The organism is Pseudorhodoplanes sp., from assembly GCF_059499825.1.
The window spans coordinates 179,049-193,288 of record NZ_JCABZI010000009.1; the positions used below are offsets into that span (position 1 = coordinate 179,049).

General features: G+C 63.4%; 17 protein-coding genes. 8 read left to right on the forward strand and 9 right to left on the reverse strand.

What is annotated here, in order from left to right:
- The first annotated feature begins 4 nt into the window (after positions 1–4).
- Positions 5–1,081, forward strand: a complete 1,077-nt coding sequence (locus AC5I5I_RS12295; protein WP_495973351.1) for a tartrate dehydrogenase — start codon at positions 5–7, stop codon at positions 1,079–1,081.
- Positions 1,082–1,127: 46 nt separating this feature from the next.
- On the opposite strand, the gene mepA is transcribed toward AC5I5I_RS12295, so the two are convergent.
- Positions 1,128–2,042: a penicillin-insensitive murein endopeptidase gene (gene mepA, locus AC5I5I_RS12300; RefSeq protein WP_495973353.1), complete on the reverse strand. Its 915-nt coding sequence runs from the start codon at positions 2,040–2,042 to the stop codon at positions 1,128–1,130.
- A gap of 96 nt (positions 2,043–2,138) precedes the next feature.
- Here mepA and AC5I5I_RS12305 point away from each other — a divergent pair, with 96 nt between their 5' ends.
- The 3 genes from AC5I5I_RS12305 (at position 2,139) to AC5I5I_RS12315 (ending at position 4,327) form a co-directional block, all read left to right on the forward strand.
- Positions 2,139–2,630, forward strand: a complete 492-nt coding sequence (locus AC5I5I_RS12305) for a L,D-transpeptidase (protein WP_495973355.1) — start codon at positions 2,139–2,141, stop codon at positions 2,628–2,630.
- A gap of 127 nt (positions 2,631–2,757) precedes the next feature.
- On the forward strand, positions 2,758–3,747 hold the full coding sequence (locus AC5I5I_RS12310; RefSeq protein WP_495973357.1) for an AraC family transcriptional regulator: 990 nt from the start codon (positions 2,758–2,760) through the stop codon (positions 3,745–3,747).
- 163 nt (positions 3,748–3,910) lie between these two features.
- Complete coding sequence (locus AC5I5I_RS12315) at positions 3,911–4,327, forward strand: hypothetical protein (protein WP_495973359.1); 417 nt, start codon at positions 3,911–3,913, stop codon at positions 4,325–4,327.
- Positions 4,328–4,448: 121 nt separating this feature from the next.
- On the opposite strand, the gene AC5I5I_RS12320 is transcribed toward AC5I5I_RS12315, so the two are convergent.
- Positions 4,449–4,655, reverse strand: coding sequence for a YegP family protein (locus AC5I5I_RS12320; RefSeq protein WP_495973361.1), 207 nt, complete (start codon positions 4,653–4,655; stop codon positions 4,449–4,451).
- A 181-nt stretch (positions 4,656–4,836) separates the two neighbouring features.
- Here AC5I5I_RS12320 and AC5I5I_RS12325 point away from each other — a divergent pair, with 181 nt between their 5' ends.
- On the forward strand, positions 4,837–5,385 hold the full coding sequence (locus tag AC5I5I_RS12325; protein ID WP_495973363.1) for a nucleoside deaminase: 549 nt from the start codon (positions 4,837–4,839) through the stop codon (positions 5,383–5,385).
- A gap of 102 nt (positions 5,386–5,487) precedes the next feature.
- Here AC5I5I_RS12325 and lepA read toward each other — a convergent pair whose 3' ends face one another.
- On the reverse strand, positions 5,488–7,293 hold the full coding sequence (gene lepA / locus AC5I5I_RS12330) for a translation elongation factor 4 (protein ID WP_495973365.1): 1,806 nt from the start codon (positions 7,291–7,293) through the stop codon (positions 5,488–5,490).
- Between the two features lie 76 nt (positions 7,294–7,369).
- Here lepA and AC5I5I_RS12335 point away from each other — a divergent pair, with 76 nt between their 5' ends.
- Positions 7,370–7,861, forward strand: a complete 492-nt coding sequence (locus tag AC5I5I_RS12335) for a GNAT family N-acetyltransferase (RefSeq protein ID WP_495973882.1) — start codon at positions 7,370–7,372, stop codon at positions 7,859–7,861.
- A gap of 23 nt (positions 7,862–7,884) precedes the next feature.
- On the opposite strand, the gene AC5I5I_RS12340 is transcribed toward AC5I5I_RS12335, so the two are convergent.
- From AC5I5I_RS12340 to ahcY, 6 genes are all read right to left on the reverse strand, one after another.
- Complete coding sequence (locus AC5I5I_RS12340) at positions 7,885–8,601, reverse strand: cytochrome c biogenesis CcdA family protein (RefSeq protein WP_495973367.1); 717 nt, start codon at positions 8,599–8,601, stop codon at positions 7,885–7,887.
- Between the two features lie 6 nt (positions 8,602–8,607).
- Entirely contained in the window at positions 8,608–9,003 is a 396-nt protein-coding gene (locus AC5I5I_RS12345; RefSeq protein WP_495973369.1) for a thioredoxin family protein, read from the reverse strand.
- Between the two features lie 128 nt (positions 9,004–9,131).
- The gene (locus AC5I5I_RS12350) at positions 9,132–9,746 is read right to left on the reverse strand and encodes a carboxymuconolactone decarboxylase family protein (protein ID WP_495973371.1); all 615 of its coding nucleotides are present in this window, start codon (positions 9,744–9,746) and stop codon (positions 9,132–9,134) included.
- 70 nt (positions 9,747–9,816) lie between these two features.
- Complete coding sequence (locus AC5I5I_RS12355; RefSeq protein WP_495973373.1) at positions 9,817–10,719, reverse strand: alpha/beta fold hydrolase; 903 nt, start codon at positions 10,717–10,719, stop codon at positions 9,817–9,819.
- Positions 10,720–10,823: 104 nt separating this feature from the next.
- Complete coding sequence (locus tag AC5I5I_RS12360; RefSeq protein ID WP_495973375.1) at positions 10,824–11,312, reverse strand: DUF1801 domain-containing protein; 489 nt, start codon at positions 11,310–11,312, stop codon at positions 10,824–10,826.
- A 147-nt stretch (positions 11,313–11,459) separates the two neighbouring features.
- Complete coding sequence (ahcY, locus tag AC5I5I_RS12365; RefSeq protein ID WP_495973377.1) at positions 11,460–12,893, reverse strand: adenosylhomocysteinase; 1,434 nt, start codon at positions 12,891–12,893, stop codon at positions 11,460–11,462.
- A 205-nt stretch (positions 12,894–13,098) separates the two neighbouring features.
- On the opposite strand from ahcY, the gene AC5I5I_RS12370 reads away from it, so the two are divergent.
- Positions 13,099–13,560 carry an Rrf2 family transcriptional regulator gene (locus AC5I5I_RS12370; RefSeq protein ID WP_495973379.1) on the forward strand — a complete coding sequence of 154 codons (462 nt, stop codon included), beginning with the start codon at positions 13,099–13,101 and terminating at the stop codon, positions 13,558–13,560.
- Complete coding sequence (locus AC5I5I_RS12375; RefSeq protein ID WP_495973381.1) at positions 13,557–14,240, forward strand: class I SAM-dependent methyltransferase; 684 nt, start codon at positions 13,557–13,559, stop codon at positions 14,238–14,240. Before AC5I5I_RS12370 ends, AC5I5I_RS12375 begins: the two co-directional genes overlap by 4 nt.

A 14,240-nucleotide genomic window follows, 5' to 3' on the forward strand; every position in this document is an offset into this window, starting at 1 on the left:
ATACATGCGTACCCACAAGATCGCCGCCATCGGCGGCGACGGCATCGGGCCCGAAGTGATCGCGGCCGGTCTCGACGTTCTTGCCGCCTGCGCCGCACGCGACGGCGGCTTCGCACTCGACGTCAGCCATTTCGACTGGGGCTCGGACTATTATCGCAAGCACGGCGTGATGATGCCGGAAGGCGGCGCGGACCAATTGCGCAAGTTCGACGCGATCTATTTCGGCTCGGTCGGCGCGCCCGATATCCCCGATCACATCACACTGTGGGGCCTGCGGCTTGCGATCTGCCAGCCGCTCGATCAATACGCCAATGTGCGCCCCACGCGCATCCTGCCCGGCATTGTCAGCCCGCTCCGCAACGTCACCGGGCCCGAGCTCGACTGGGTGATCGTGCGCGAGAATTCCGAAGGCGAATATGCCGGCGTCGGCGGCCGCGTCCACAAGGGCCTGCCGGAGGAGGTCGCGACCGATGTCGCGATGTTCACGCGCGCCGGCGTAACGCGCATCATCCGCTTCGCCTTCGAGATGGCTCGTTCGCGCCCGCGCAAGCTCTTGACCGTGGTCACCAAGTCGAATGCGCAGCGTCACGGCATGGTGATGTGGGACGACATCGCGGCCGAGGTGGCGCACAATTATCCCGACGTCACCTGGGACAAGATGCTGGTCGACGCGATGACCATGCGCATGACGCTGCGGCCGCAGACGCTCGACACCATCGTCGCCACCAACCTGCACGCCGACATCCTGTCCGATCTCGCCGCGGCGCTGGCCGGTTCGCTCGGCATCGCACCGACCGCCAATCTCAACCCGGAGCGGCATACGCCGTCGATGTTCGAGCCGATCCATGGCTCGGCGTTCGACATCACCGGCAAGGGCATTGCCAATCCGATCGGTTCGTTCTGGACCGGCGTGATGATGCTCGAGCATCTCGGCGAAAAGGCCGCAGCAGCGCGGCTGATGAAGGCGATCGAACGCGTCACCGCCGATCCCGATCTGCACTCGCCCGATCTTGGCGGCAGCGCCACGACCAGGCAGGTCACCGACGCCGTGGTGCGCGCGATCGAAGCGGAGAATGCGTAAATTGCGTTTGAAACGGGTCCGCTTGGAGCCCTGACACGCTGTGACGCTAATCCGACACCAGCACCTGACGGCATTCCGCCGGCAGCGCCTCCATCGTCATGTGCTTGCGCGGCCGGTCCGACTTCGGCTCTTCCGGCTGCAATATCTTCGGCTGAAACCAGTAGGCCAGTTCGGCGCCACAGCCGTCGCCCTCTCCGATCGGCGGCTGCGGCTTGCAGCCCGGCGAATCCTTCGGGCATCCCATGCGGATGTGGAAATGATAGTTGTGCCAGTACCAGGGGCGTACCTTGGACAACCATGCGCGGTCGCCGCGGGCATCGCGGCACAGCGCCTTCTTGATTGCCGCATTGACCAGGATGCGCTCCACCGCCGGGTCCTGTGCCGCCGCCCGGATGATGCCGACATGGCCCGGTGTCCAGACGTTCGGATCGACATCGAGCTTGTCCGCGCGCACCACATTGGTGGCGGACATTTCCTCGCGCTCGCGCCTCGTCAATTCGCGGTCTGGCATCGGCGTCAGCCAGATGTCGGCATCGAGCCCGACCTGATGGCTGGCATGGCCGGTGAGCATCGGGCCGCCGCGCGCCTGCGCCAGATCGCCGACCAGAAGGCCATTCCAGCCGACGCTGGGCGCCTTGGCCGCGAGCCGCTCAAGCATGTCGATCAGGTCGGGATGCCCCCAGTTGCGGTTGCGTGACAGGCGCATGACCTGCCAGTTCTTGCCGTTCACCGGCAGCGCAATGCCGCCGGCAAGGCAGCCGCGGGTGTAGAAGCCGATCGCGCGGGCCTGCAGATTGGCCGGTGTCAGCTTGCGGCCAAACAGATCCTTGGCCGGCGTCTTGGGATCGTCCGGATTGGCCAGCGGCGGCAGCGGTTTGGGGTCGAGCGTCCCCTTGTCCTGCGCCGATGCCGCCTGCGCAAGCGTCAGGGCAAACGCGAAAGTGAACAAAAACACCCTCATTGGACCACACCTCTTAACGGTATTTTTGCGCGCTGACTTTACATGCTTGAATTGAGTCTGGAAGCCGGTTTGCACAGTGCCGCGTAGGGGTTGGTCATGCGTGTGTTTCCCGCCATTGCCGCAATCATCGCATTCCTGGCGGGTTCCGCCGCCGAGGCCGAGGTCGTGGTCCGGGTGGACAAATCGGCGCAGCGCATGTCGGTGATCGTGGACGGCGTTCCGACCCACAATTTCGTGGTCTCGACCGGGCTGGCCGGCGGACCGCCGGTCGGCACCTTCAGGCCGCAGCGGATGGAGCGGACCTGGCATTCGCGGCTCTACAACATGGCGCCGATGCCGTACTCGATTTTCTTCCACGGTCATTACGCCATTCACGGGACCAACCAGGTCAGCCGGCTGGGCCGGCGCGCCTCCAAGGGATGCGTGCGGCTGCATCCGCGCGATGCCGCGGTCCTCTTCAACCTTGTGAAGAAGCAGGGCATGGGGAAGACCCGCATCGTCATCGAACCGTCGAGCCGGTCTGCCATGGCTCCGGCCGAGAAGCGGGCAGAGACCGCTGCGGCATCAGGAAGCCCCAAGGTCGAATAGCGCTCCCGGTCGCTTCAAAGCCGCACGAATCCGGGTCCCGGCGTGTTGACAAGCCAGCCTCCGGAAGGCTCACTTTTGCCTGATCGTCCGAATGAATTGACCTTCTGTCTTTTTGCCGAGGCGAGAGATGGGCAGCGATACGCTTTCCGACGTGTTGCGCGCGGTTCGTCTGACCGGGGCAGTATTCATCGACGTTGACGTCACCGCGCCCTGGGTGACATTCGCCCCGCGCTCGCGGCATCTCATTCCCCTGATCATGCCGGACGCGCAGCATCTGATCTCGTATCATCTAGTCACCCAGGGCGAGTGCTATGCGGTGCAGAAGGACCAGGACCCGGTCAGGCTGCAGACTGGCGACCTGATCGTATTTCCGCACGGCGATCATCATACGCTGGCGACCGAACCGTCGATGCGCGCACCGGCGAGCTTCGACGTATCGCAGCTCGATCTGACGACGCAGCGGCCCTGGAAACTCGTCGAGACCGGCGGTGGCGGCGAGAAGCTCAAGCTCGTTTGCGGCTTTCTCGGCTGCGACGTGCGGCCGTTCAATCCACTGCTGGCGGCGCTGCCGCCGCGCATCCATTGCAGCGGCCAGAATCCCGAATGCAACGCGCGGCTGAGCCATTTCTACCAGATGGCGGTGATGGAAGCGCATGGCCAGCGCATCGGCGGCGAAAGCATCCTCGCCAAGCTGAGCGAGCTTCTGTTCATCGAACTGGTCCGCATGTATCTGGAATCGCTGCCCAGCGAACAGACCGGCTGGCTTGCGGGATTGCGGGACCGGCATGTCGGACACGTGCTGTCGCTGATGCACGCCAATCCCGCCAGGGACTGGACGCTGGAAACGCTGTCCGGCGAAGTCGGCTTGTCCCGTTCGGCGCTCGCCGACCGCTTCACCGAATTCGTCGGCGTGCCGCCGATGCAATATCTCGCGCGCTGGCGGATGCAGATCGCCTCGGGTCTGCTGACACAGGGACAGTCGAACATCGCAAAAATTGCGGTCGATGTCGGCTACGAATCCGAAGCCGCATTCAGCCGCGCCTTCAAAAAGGTGGTCGGGATGCCGCCCGCCGCATGGCGCAAGAGCCGCCAGAACGGCGCCGAACCGACTGTTTGAACCTCAGGCCGCGCCGCAGCGACATACAGCTTCGTCTGCGATCGATCATACGATCGTGAGGCCGGGCACACCCGGCATTTCAATCAAGAGAGGCGGACAGGCGATCATGGCCGGGGCAGCGGCCGGAGCGCATATGCCGCGTCATGAACCGATGGAGACTGCCATGAACGCCGACCTCGATGTGAGTTTCGCCCCCCGCACGATCGCGCAGGCGCGCACCCGACGGGCGCACGCGTTTAGCCGCCTGTTGCGGATTGCGCTTCGAAAGGTACAGGCCGGATTGCGCGCATTCTGCACGCGCCTGGCCTGGACCTCGCGATATCACCACGAACTCGACCTCCTGATGCATGCCGACGACCGCATGCTCGCCGATATCGGCCTGACGCGCTTCGATGTTGTCAGCGCGGCGCAGGAGAGCCGGGGATGGTATGGCCGCCGCGATGCCCTGCGCGCCGCGGCCACGCGGCGTGACGACGCTATCGGCGTGGCCCGGGCACGCCGGAGCAGGCTGCCGGAGATGCCGGCACCGCCGGTTGTGCCGGCGCTGCCATGTACGATGGAGACGTCGAGCTTCCGCTGAGCCTGACCATCCGCGCCGATGAAAACGCCATGGCCCGCAAGATGAAGCCGCTCCAGCAGCTCATCTTGCGGGCCATCATGTTGACCAATCTTGCGGGCCTATCTCGCAGGCCGCGGACCAATCAGGCCTTTTTGGCCTTCTTCACAGCCTTGGTGTTGTCCACGACCATGGCAGTCGGGCCGTTCTTCAGGATCGACTTGATCGCGTTGTTCGCTGCGGCTTTCGATGAATAGCCTTCCGAAGCGAACATCTTCTCACCGTTCGGCGCCTTGAAGCGCACGCGGAATTCTTCCTTCTTGTCTTTATAGATTTCGAATGAATACGGCATGTGCCCTCCGTCATGATGTATGAAGCGTTGCAACCTCGTTTCAGACTTTACGCTTGTCAAGCGCATTCGTCTTCAAAGAGATCAACCATCGGTGTGTAACATCGCGTCTCCTGCTTTCTACGGAGCGCGCGCGATGCAGCATTATTCAGAGTGCCTAAAGGGTGTGGCCTGTGATTGTCATATGCCGTCGCGACGTTCGGTCATCGCCGGACTCGCATGCAGCGTCGTAGTCCCGCAAGCCGCGTCCGCCTTTACGCGGTCGCCTGCTGCCGAGGACCAGCGCTTCATGCGCATGGCGATCGATGAGGGGCGCGCTGCGGACTTGCCCTTCGGCGCCGTCATCGTTCACGCCGGCGGCGTGATCGCGCGTGGCGGCAATCATGGCCGCTCCCAACGCGATCCCACCGCGCATGGAGAAATGGTGGCGATCCGCAACGCCGTTGACTATCCGGGCGCCGACGCGCTGAAAGGCGCAACGCTGTATACGACCGGCGAACCTTGCCCGATGTGCATGGGTGCGATCGTGTGGTGCGGTATCTCGCGTGTCGTTTATGCTGCCTCGATCACGCAACTCGCGACCGTGATGGACCAGATCATGGTACCAAGCACCGAGATCGCTGCACGCGAAACGTTCGCGCCGGTGTCGATCACCGGCGGCGTGCTGGCGGACGAGGTCATGGCGCTGTTTCGCGAGAAGATGGCGAGGCTTGCGGCGTCGGCACGGCCATAGCGGGGGCGGATCATCGCTCCTGTTGTTTGACGGCGCGGAGAACGCCGGCGTCTCTTTATCACTCTCCGCAAAGAGAGATTAGCCGCTTAAGCAACTACTCTGCTACGTATCCACCTTGAGCGCGGCAATAAACGCCTCCTGCGGGATATCCACCTTCCCGTATTGGCGCATCTTCTTCTTGCCTTCCTTCTGCTTCTCCAGAAGCTTGCGCTTGCGGGTGGCGTCGCCGCCATAGCATTTCGCGGTCACGTCCTTGCGCAGCGCGCGCACGGTTTCGCGGGCGATCACCTTGCCGCCGATCGCGGCCTGGATCGGCACCTGGAACATGTGCGGCGGGATCAGCTCCTTGAGTTTCTCCACCATGGCGCGGCCGCGGCCCTCGGCGCGGGTCTTGTGCACGAGCATCGCCAGCGCATCGACCGGCTCAGCATTGACCAGGATCTGCATCTTGACCAGATCGGACACGCGATAATCGGTCAGGTGATAGTCGAACGAGGCATAGCCCTTCGACACCGACTTGAGCCGGTCGTAGAAATCGAAAACGACCTCGTTCAGCGGCAGGTCGTATTTCACCATCGCGCGGTTGCCGACGTAGGTCAGCTCTTTCTGATTGCCGCGCCGGTCCTGGCACAGCTTCAGCACCGAGCCGAGATATTCGTCGGGCGTCATGATCGTGGCTTCGATCCACGGCTCCTGGATCTCCTCGATCTTCACCACGTCCGGCATGTCGACGGGATTGTGAATCTCGAGCTGCGTGCCGTCGGTCAGCGTCATCTTGTAGATAACGCTGGGCGCGGTCGCGATCAGGTCGAGATTGAATTCGCGCTCCAGCCGCTCCTGGATGATTTCGAGATGCAACAGCCCCAGGAATCCGCAGCGGAAACCGAAGCCGAGTGCGGCCGAGGTCTCCATCTCGAACGAGAAGCTGGCATCGTTCAGCCGCAGCTTGCCCATCGCCGCGCGCAGATCCTCGAATTGCGCGGCATCGACCGGAAACAATCCGCAGAACACCACCGGGATCGCGGCCTTGAAGCCCGGCAGAGGCTCGGCGGTCGGCTTCTTCGCATGGGTGATGGTATCGCCGACGCGGGTATCGGCGACTTCCTTGATCGAGGCGGTGAGGAAGCCGATCTCGCCCGGACCCAGCTCTTTCACTTCGGTCTTTTTCGGCGTGAACACGCCGACGCGGTCGACGTTGTATTCGGCGCCGGTCCGCATCATCTGGATCTGGTCGCCTTCCTTCATCGTGCCGTCGACGATGCGCACCAGCACGATAACGCCGAGATAGACATCGTACCAGGAATCGACCAGCAGCGCCTTCAGCGGCGCATTGCGGTCGCCCTTCGGCGCCGGCAGCTTGTGAACGATGGCTTCCAGCACGTCGGGAATGCCGACCCCGGTCTTGGCGGAAATCGGGATCGCTTCGGACGCATCGATGCCGATCACGTCCTCGATCTGCTGCTTGACCTTTTCTGGCTCGGCGGCCGGCAGATCGACCTTGTTCAGGACCGGAACGATCTCGTGGTTGTTCTCGATCGCCTGATAGACGTTGGCGAGCGTCTGCGCCTCCACGCCCTGCGACGCATCGACCACGAGCAGCGAGCCCTCGCAGGCGGCGAGCGAACGGTTCACCTCATAGGCAAAGTCGACATGGCCCGGGGTGTCGATCAGATTGAGAATGTAATCCTTGCCGTCCTTGGCGTGGTATTTCAGGCGCACCGTCTGCGCCTTGATGGTGATGCCGCGCTCCTTCTCGATATCCATGGAATCGAGCACCTGCTCGGTCATTTCGCGCGCCTCCAGCCCGCCGGTGAGCTGGATCAGCCGGTCGGCGAGCGTGGACTTGCCATGGTCGATATGCGCGACGATGGAAAAGTTGCGGATATTATCGATGGTTGCCGCTGTCATGGCGGGCGGGATAGCATCCGCCGGAAAGGGCCACAAGCAACGAAAGCAGGCCCTCAGCAGCGTCAGGGAGGCGCATCTGGTGGCGACGATCCGGCCCGCGACGGAAGCCGATCTGCCCGCGATTCTCGCGATCTATAACGACGCCGTCATGAAGACCACGGCGATCTGGAACGAGGCGCCCTCCGACCTCGAGGGCCGGCGCATCTGGTTCGAGAGGCGGCGCAGGGCCGGGTTTCCGGTGCTGGTGGCCGACGTTGACGGGGTCCAGGGCTATGGCAGCTTCGGCGAGTTCCGGCCTTTCGAGGGCTACCGGCACACGGTGGAGCATTCGGTCTATGTGCTGGACGAGGCGCAGGGCAAGGGATTGGGCCGGATGCTGCTGGCCGCCCTGATCGCGGAAGCACGCGGCATGGGCAAGCGGGTGATGATCGGCGCGATCGATGCGTCCAACTGGGCATCGCTCGCGCTTCACGAGAATATGGGGTTCGAGGAAACCGGCCGCCTGCCCGGCGTCGGCGAGAAATTCGGCGCGCGGCTCGACCTGGTGCTGGTGCAGTTGACGTTGTGAGGTGGCGGCGCGCGTGACGCGTTTCAGAACCGCGTCGTCAGGTCGGTCAGCCACGCCGGCGACGCCGCGACCAGGATCGCTTCAAGCCGCTTGTCGAGGCCGGAGAGGATCAGAAGTCCGGTGGCAACAAGGATCGCACCCATGGCGGCCTTGCCGCCTTGTCCGGCCGCCAGCAATCTGCCACGCCAGCGCGACATCGCCTCGCGCGACATCATCCCGATCAGCAGTAGCGGCAGCGCCGCGCCGATCCCGAACGCGAACATGGTCAGGGCCACAAGGCCGAGATTCTCCGCGCGCGCGGCAAGAAGCGAAGCGGCGCCCAGCGTCGGACCGACACAGGGGCTCCAGACGGCACCCAGAAGCACGCCGACGGTGAACTGCTTGCCGAGACCACGGCCGGGGACTTCGCCCGCCTGCGCCTGCATCCAGTTGCCGACCGGACCGGCCGCGGCGGCGACCTGCGCCTGAACGCGCGGGATCAGCAGTACCGCGCCCATGACGATCAGCAGGACGGCTGCAACCGAGCGGAAGACATCCAGATCGAGGCCGATCGAAAAGCCGATGGTCGCGACGAACAACCCGATGGTGACGAACGACAAGGCAAGCCCGGCCGCGAGCGCGGCCGGACCGAACCGGTGTTCGCCCACGGCCGCACCCAGAACGATCGGGATCAGCGGCAGCACGCAGGGCGACAGCACCGACAGCGTGCCGGCTAGCAATGCGAGGGCGATACCGGTCACGGATCGCTACAGACCCTTGGCCAGCAGCCCCTCGATCGAGGCCGGATTGGTATCGCCGACCGAGCGGCCGGCCTCCTGTTTGCCCTTGTAGACGATGAGCGTGCTTTGCCGCTGCACGTTGAAGCTCTTCAGCACGTCCTTTTGTGAATCGAAATCGACATTGAACGCGACCACATTCTTGAAGCGGGGATCGCTCATCAGTTTCGACAGGATCGGCGCCTGCGCCTTGCAGGTCGGACACCAGGGGGCCGAGACGTCGATCAGGATCGGCTTGCCCGCCGCCTGCGCGGCGTTAAAGGCTGCGCGGTCGAAAGGCCTGGCGCCTGACGCAAAAGCGGAGGCGGTGTAAGCCAGCGTTAGGGCCAGGCCAAGAGCGGTCAGAAACTGGCGTTTGTTGAACATCGCTTTTCCCATCCAATGAAGAGCTCTGAAGAAAGGCGCACGGTCTGCGCCATGCGCCTCTCCGGTATTCGCAGCCGGGGCAGAAACGTTACAGCCGCCGCCGCTCTTCAATAAACTGTGAAATGCTCTCAGCGCCGGTGTTTGCCGGCGTCCCAGCCCTTATCCGCCAGATGCGTTTCGCCGAAATGCATCGGCTCGTCTTCCAGCGGCGTGGCGAAGGTATCGTTCCAGCGGTTGAGGAACCCGAACAGGGAGATCAGCCCGACGATTTCGACCACCTGGTCGTCGCTCCAGTGCTTGCGCAGGTCCGTGAACATCTCGTCGGTTACCGCATTGGGCACGCAACCGGCGGCAACAGCGACATCGAGCGCCGCGCGTTCGGCGGGCGTGTAGAGATCGCTGGTCCTGTAATCCCAGACCGCATCCAGCTTCTGCTGGTCGACGCCGAGCTTTGAAGCGCCTTCGGCCGTATGCGCCATGCAATATTGGCAGCCGGACGCGCGGCTCGCGACATGCGCCATCAACCGCTTCAGTTTCAGATCGACCTTGCTGTCCGGCCGCCACACCGCGCCCGACATGGCCGCAAAGGCGCGCGTCAGCGCCGGATCGCGCTGCATGATCAGCATGGAATTCGGGATAAAGCCCATGCGCTTTTGCGTGAGATCGAACTGCTCTTTCAGCTCCGGCGTGGTGGCCGGCGACAGCGGCGCAAGCCGCGGCGCGGGCAAGGTGCGCTGATCCATGCGGTTCCTCCCGTTTTGTGAGCGGCAGCATAACATGACGACACGGATGGCGCACGGTTGTCGCTGTCGGCTATGCGCGCAACTCCTCGGCGGCGATCGCGAGAATATCGTTCGCGGCACCGATCGCCACGAAATGGCCGGCTTCCTGCACCGAATGCCAGACCGCGCCCGGCATGCGATCCGCAATTGCCAGATTGATGAACGGTGCAACCAGCGTGTCGGACAGACCCTGCCAGATATGGACCCGCCGTTCGATCCTGGTCACGTCGAACGCCCAGGCGCGATAAAGCAGTTCGCTGTCGCGCACCAGGCCCTCGCTGCCTTGCGCGAAGCACTCGGCGCTGGCGTCGCAGAACGCGGCTTCGAAGCCGGGCCGAAGCAGGATCTCGCGATCGTAATCGTTCACCGCCTTCTGCAATTCCCTGAAATAGGTGGCGCGGAAATGCTCGGCGGTGATGCCGATCGCCGCGTACATGAGGCGAAAGCCCGGCTCGACATGCAACGCGAGAAATCCGCCGAGCGCATCGGCTTTCGACAGGCGATCCGCCGCCCAGTTATCGCCGAACGCGCCGTAGCATCCGCCGGCGATATTCGTGACATGGCGCAAACGCGCCGGATCGATATACGCTGCCGCAGCCAGCGCCCAAGGCCCGCCTTCCGACCAGCCGGTCACGCCGAATTCGCGATGTCCCAATGCGTCGGCGACCGCCGTGATGTCGTCGGCCCAGCCGGCATAGCTGCGATCTTGCTGCGGACTGGACTGGCCGATGCCGGGACGGTCGACACAGACAAAGCGCAGCTTGTGTTTCGCCGCGACATCCGCGAACAGGTTCGCCTCGAGGCGGCTGCTAGGGCCGCCGTGATTGTGAATCACCAGCGGACCGTTCGGATCGCCGACTTCGCAACAGGAGAGCGTGCGGCCGTCGCGGGCGGTGATCGTTTGGGTGGTTGTGGTGACTGCGGTGCCCATCATGCTTGATTTGTAGGATGGGTTGAGCTCTTGCGAAACCCATCACATTGCGTCCGATGACCCGATGGGTTTCGCTGCGCTCAACCCATCCTACACCCTGCTACGCTTCACATCTTCTCGCCCGGCAATGCGCTGGCCTGCTTCACCCAATTCGCGAATTGCGCCTCGTCGAAGCCGTCCTCGTAAATGTCGAGATAACGCACCTCCTTCTGCTTCGAGGTGCCAGGCGGTACGGGATCGAGCGAGGTGCCACGGAAGAACGCCACCTTGATGTATTTCGCAAACACATGAAAGCTGAGGAACCAGAGGCCTTCCTGCACGCCGTAGAACGGCGAGTTCCACTTCACCGCCTTTGCAACACCGGGGACAGCACGTCCGATCAGCGCATCGAGCTTGCGGCCGACATCGCTTTTCCAGCCCGGCATCGCGGCGATGTAAGCCTGCACCGGCTCGTCGCCGTAGCACTTCGCGATCTGCGGATTGCCGCCGGAGAGCAGCGTCGGTTTCGCGGGCTTTGTCGGCGCGCGCTTTGCCGCAACCGTCTTCGCGCCCTTCTTTCCGGCTTTCGCTGCGGTCTTTGACGCCGTCTTTGCCATCGCGCACGCCCCAGTTATGACAAGGATATACCAAAAAAAAATGGCCGGGCATTGCCCGGCCATTCCGAAATTCAACACAGCCCCCCTCATCCGCCTCGCTTTCGCTCGGCACCATCTCCCCGCTGAAGCGGGGAGAACGAACAGGCATCAGTACCGGTAGTGATCCGACTTGTACGGACCCTGCTGCTTCACGCCGATATAATCGGCCTGGTCCTTGCTCAGTTCGGTCAGCTTCACGCCGATCTTGGCGAGGTGCAGACGCGCGACCTTTTCGTCGAGCGACTTCGGCAGCACGTAGACTTCCTTCTTGTACTTGCCGTCCTTGTTGTTGGCGAAGAGTTCGATCTGCGCCAGCGTCTGGTTGGTGAAGGACGCCGACATCACGAAGGACGGATGGCCCATGGCGTTGCCGAGATTTACCAGCCGGCCTTCCGACAGCATGATGATGCGGTGGCCGTCCGGGAAGGTGATCTCGTCGACCTGCGGCTTGATGTTGTCCCACTTCATGTTCTTCAGCGCGCCGACCTGGATCTCGTTGTCGAAGTGGCCGATGTTGCAAACGATCGCGCGGTCTTTCATCTTGCGCATGTGATCGAGCGTGATGATGTCCTTGTTGCCGGTGGCGGTGACGAAGATGTCGGCCTGCGGGGCGGCATCCTCCATGGTCACCACCTCATAGCCTTCCATCGCCGCCTGCAGCGCGCAGATCGGGTCGATCTCCGACACCATCACGCGGCAGCCGGCCTGGCGCAGCGACGCCGCGGAGCCCTTGCCGACATCGCCGAAGCCGGCAACCATCGCGACCTTGCCCGACATCATCACGTCGGTGCCGCGGCGGATGCCGTCTACCAGCGATTCACGGCAGCCATAGAGGTTGTCGAATTTCGACTTGGTGACCGAGTCGTTGACGTTGATCGCGGGCCACAGCAGCGTGCCGGCCTTCTGCATGTCGTAAAGACGATGCACTCCGGTGGTGGTCTCTTCCGACACGCCCTTGATCGAGTCGGCGATCGCCTGGAAATAGCCCTTCGGCTTCTCCTTGAGCTGCTTCTTCAGCAGCGCGAAGAACACTTCCTCTTCTTCCGAGCCCGGCTTGTCGAGGAAGGCGGTGTCGCCCTTCTCGGCGCGTAGGCCGAGATGCACGTACATGGTGGCGTCGCCGCCGTCATCGAGGATCATGTTCGGGTGTCCGCCGCCATGCCAGTCGAACAGCTTGGCGGTGTAATCCCAGTAGTCCTTCAGCGTCTCGCCCTTCACCGCGAAGACAGGAATGCCGGCAGCGGCGATGGCGGCAGCGGCGTGATCCTGGGTCGAATAGATGTTGCAGGAGACCCAGCGAACGTCGGCGCCAAGCGCGGCAAGCGTCTCGATCAGAACCGCGGTCTGGATGGTCATGTGCAGCGAACCGGCGATGCGCGCGCCCTTCAGCGGCTGTTTCGGGCCATATTCCTCGCGGGTGGCCATCAGGCCCGGCATTTCGGTTTCAGCGAGGGAGATTTCCTTGCGGCCGAAGGCGGCGAGGCCGATGTCGGCGACGATGTAATCCGAAAAGTCGGACTTCTTGGCGGTTGCTGCAGTCATGACGCTCCCTTGACGCTGTGTCGTGCTGTGGATGTGACGGAAATGGCGGTTGCGGCCCGCGCGCGAGCCGACGTTCGGGCGGGGCTATAGCAGGCCCGGCGCGCCAGCGCAATGCGGATATAAAGATTTCTTTATGTGTCCTTTACCGACCGTGACCGCGCGGATCGCTTGACCTGCCCTACAGTCATGCAACATACAGAGTTACATGAGATACGACAGTCGGCTCTCCGGCGTGCTGCATGTGCTGCTGCACATGGCGGAACTGGATCGCCCGGTAACCTCCGAAGCGCTGGCAAAGACCATGAGCACCAACCCGGTGGTGATCCGCCGGATCATGGGTGGCTTGCGCGAGCAAGGCTATGTCCGCTCGGACAAGGGGCATGGCGGCGGCTGGACGCTCGCCTGCGATCTGTCGGCGCTGACGTTGCGGGACGTTTACACCGCGCTCGGCTGCCCCTCGCTTCTGGCGATCGGCCACCGCTCGCAATCGCCCCAATGCCTGGTCGAGCAGGCGGTGAATGCCGCGCTCGATCCAGCCTTCCGCGATGCCGAAGCGCTGCTGCTGGCGCGGCTCGGCGACGTCACGCTGGCCGCGCTGAGCAAGGATTTTCACGACCGCATGACCGCCCGCGGCAGCGCGCAGCTTTTCCACAAGGATGCATCATGACCGATTTTGTCGCGCCCTTCCGCGATCCGCAGGCGGTGGCGCGTTATACCGATGGACCGCGTCGTACCGTGCCGGGTTTTGCCGATCTGCACAGGATGACCGGACTGCTGCTCGGCGAAAACGCGCCGGCCGATGCACGGGTGCTGGTGCTGGGGGCCGGCGGCGGCCTCGAACTGAAGGCGCTGGCTGACATGCATGACGGGTGGACTTTCGACGGCGTCGATCCGTCGCCGGAAATGCTGTCACTGGCCAAGCAGACGGTCGGTGCGCATGCGCCGCGCGTTCGTCTGCATGAAGGCTTGATCGATATCGCGCCGGACGGCCCTTTCGATGCCGCGACCTGTTTGCTGACCTTGCATTTCTTGCAAGCCGACGAACGTCTGCACACCTTGCGAGAGATCAGGCATCGCCTCAAACCCGGTGCGCCATTCGTGGCCGTTCATCTCAGCTTTCCGCAAGATGACGAAGAACGCGGGCAATGGCTATCGCGGTATGCGGCTTACGCCGTCACGTCCGGCATTGATGCTTCGCAGATGGCGAAAATGCGCGCTGCGGTCGGAACACATTTGCCCCTCTTCGATCCTGACCAGGATCAAGCGATCCTGCGTGACGCCGGATTTTCCAATGTCACGCTGTTTTATGCCGCCTTCACTTGGCGCGGCTGGGTGGCCTACGCCTGA

Bases quoted from the DNA above. Each gene is read 5' to 3' on its own strand.
- AC5I5I_RS12295 (WP_495973351.1), top strand. From the start codon at position 5: ATGCGTACCCACAAGATCGCCGCCATCGGCGGCGACGGCATCGGGCCC.
- mepA (WP_495973353.1), bottom strand. From the start codon at position 2,042: ATGAGGGTGTTTTTGTTCACTTTCGCGTTTGCCCTGACGCTTGCGCAG.
- AC5I5I_RS12305 (WP_495973355.1), top strand. From the start codon at position 2,139: ATGCGTGTGTTTCCCGCCATTGCCGCAATCATCGCATTCCTGGCGGGT.
- AC5I5I_RS12310 (WP_495973357.1), top strand. From the start codon at position 2,758: ATGGGCAGCGATACGCTTTCCGACGTGTTGCGCGCGGTTCGTCTGACC.
- AC5I5I_RS12315 (WP_495973359.1), top strand. From the start codon at position 3,911: ATGAACGCCGACCTCGATGTGAGTTTCGCCCCCCGCACGATCGCGCAG.
- AC5I5I_RS12320 (WP_495973361.1), bottom strand. From the start codon at position 4,655: ATGCCGTATTCATTCGAAATCTATAAAGACAAGAAGGAAGAATTCCGC.
- AC5I5I_RS12325 (WP_495973363.1), top strand. From the start codon at position 4,837: ATGCCGTCGCGACGTTCGGTCATCGCCGGACTCGCATGCAGCGTCGTA.
- lepA (WP_495973365.1), bottom strand. From the start codon at position 7,293: ATGACAGCGGCAACCATCGATAATATCCGCAACTTTTCCATCGTCGCG.
- AC5I5I_RS12345 (WP_495973369.1), bottom strand. From the start codon at position 9,003: ATGTTCAACAAACGCCAGTTTCTGACCGCTCTTGGCCTGGCCCTAACG.
- AC5I5I_RS12350 (WP_495973371.1), bottom strand. From the start codon at position 9,746: ATGGATCAGCGCACCTTGCCCGCGCCGCGGCTTGCGCCGCTGTCGCCG.
- AC5I5I_RS12355 (WP_495973373.1), bottom strand. From the start codon at position 10,719: ATGATGGGCACCGCAGTCACCACAACCACCCAAACGATCACCGCCCGC.
- AC5I5I_RS12360 (WP_495973375.1), bottom strand. From the start codon at position 11,312: ATGGCAAAGACGGCGTCAAAGACCGCAGCGAAAGCCGGAAAGAAGGGC.
- ahcY (WP_495973377.1), bottom strand. From the start codon at position 12,893: ATGACTGCAGCAACCGCCAAGAAGTCCGACTTTTCGGATTACATCGTC.
- AC5I5I_RS12370 (WP_495973379.1), top strand. From the start codon at position 13,099: ATGAGATACGACAGTCGGCTCTCCGGCGTGCTGCATGTGCTGCTGCAC.
- AC5I5I_RS12375 (WP_495973381.1), top strand. From the start codon at position 13,557: ATGACCGATTTTGTCGCGCCCTTCCGCGATCCGCAGGCGGTGGCGCGT.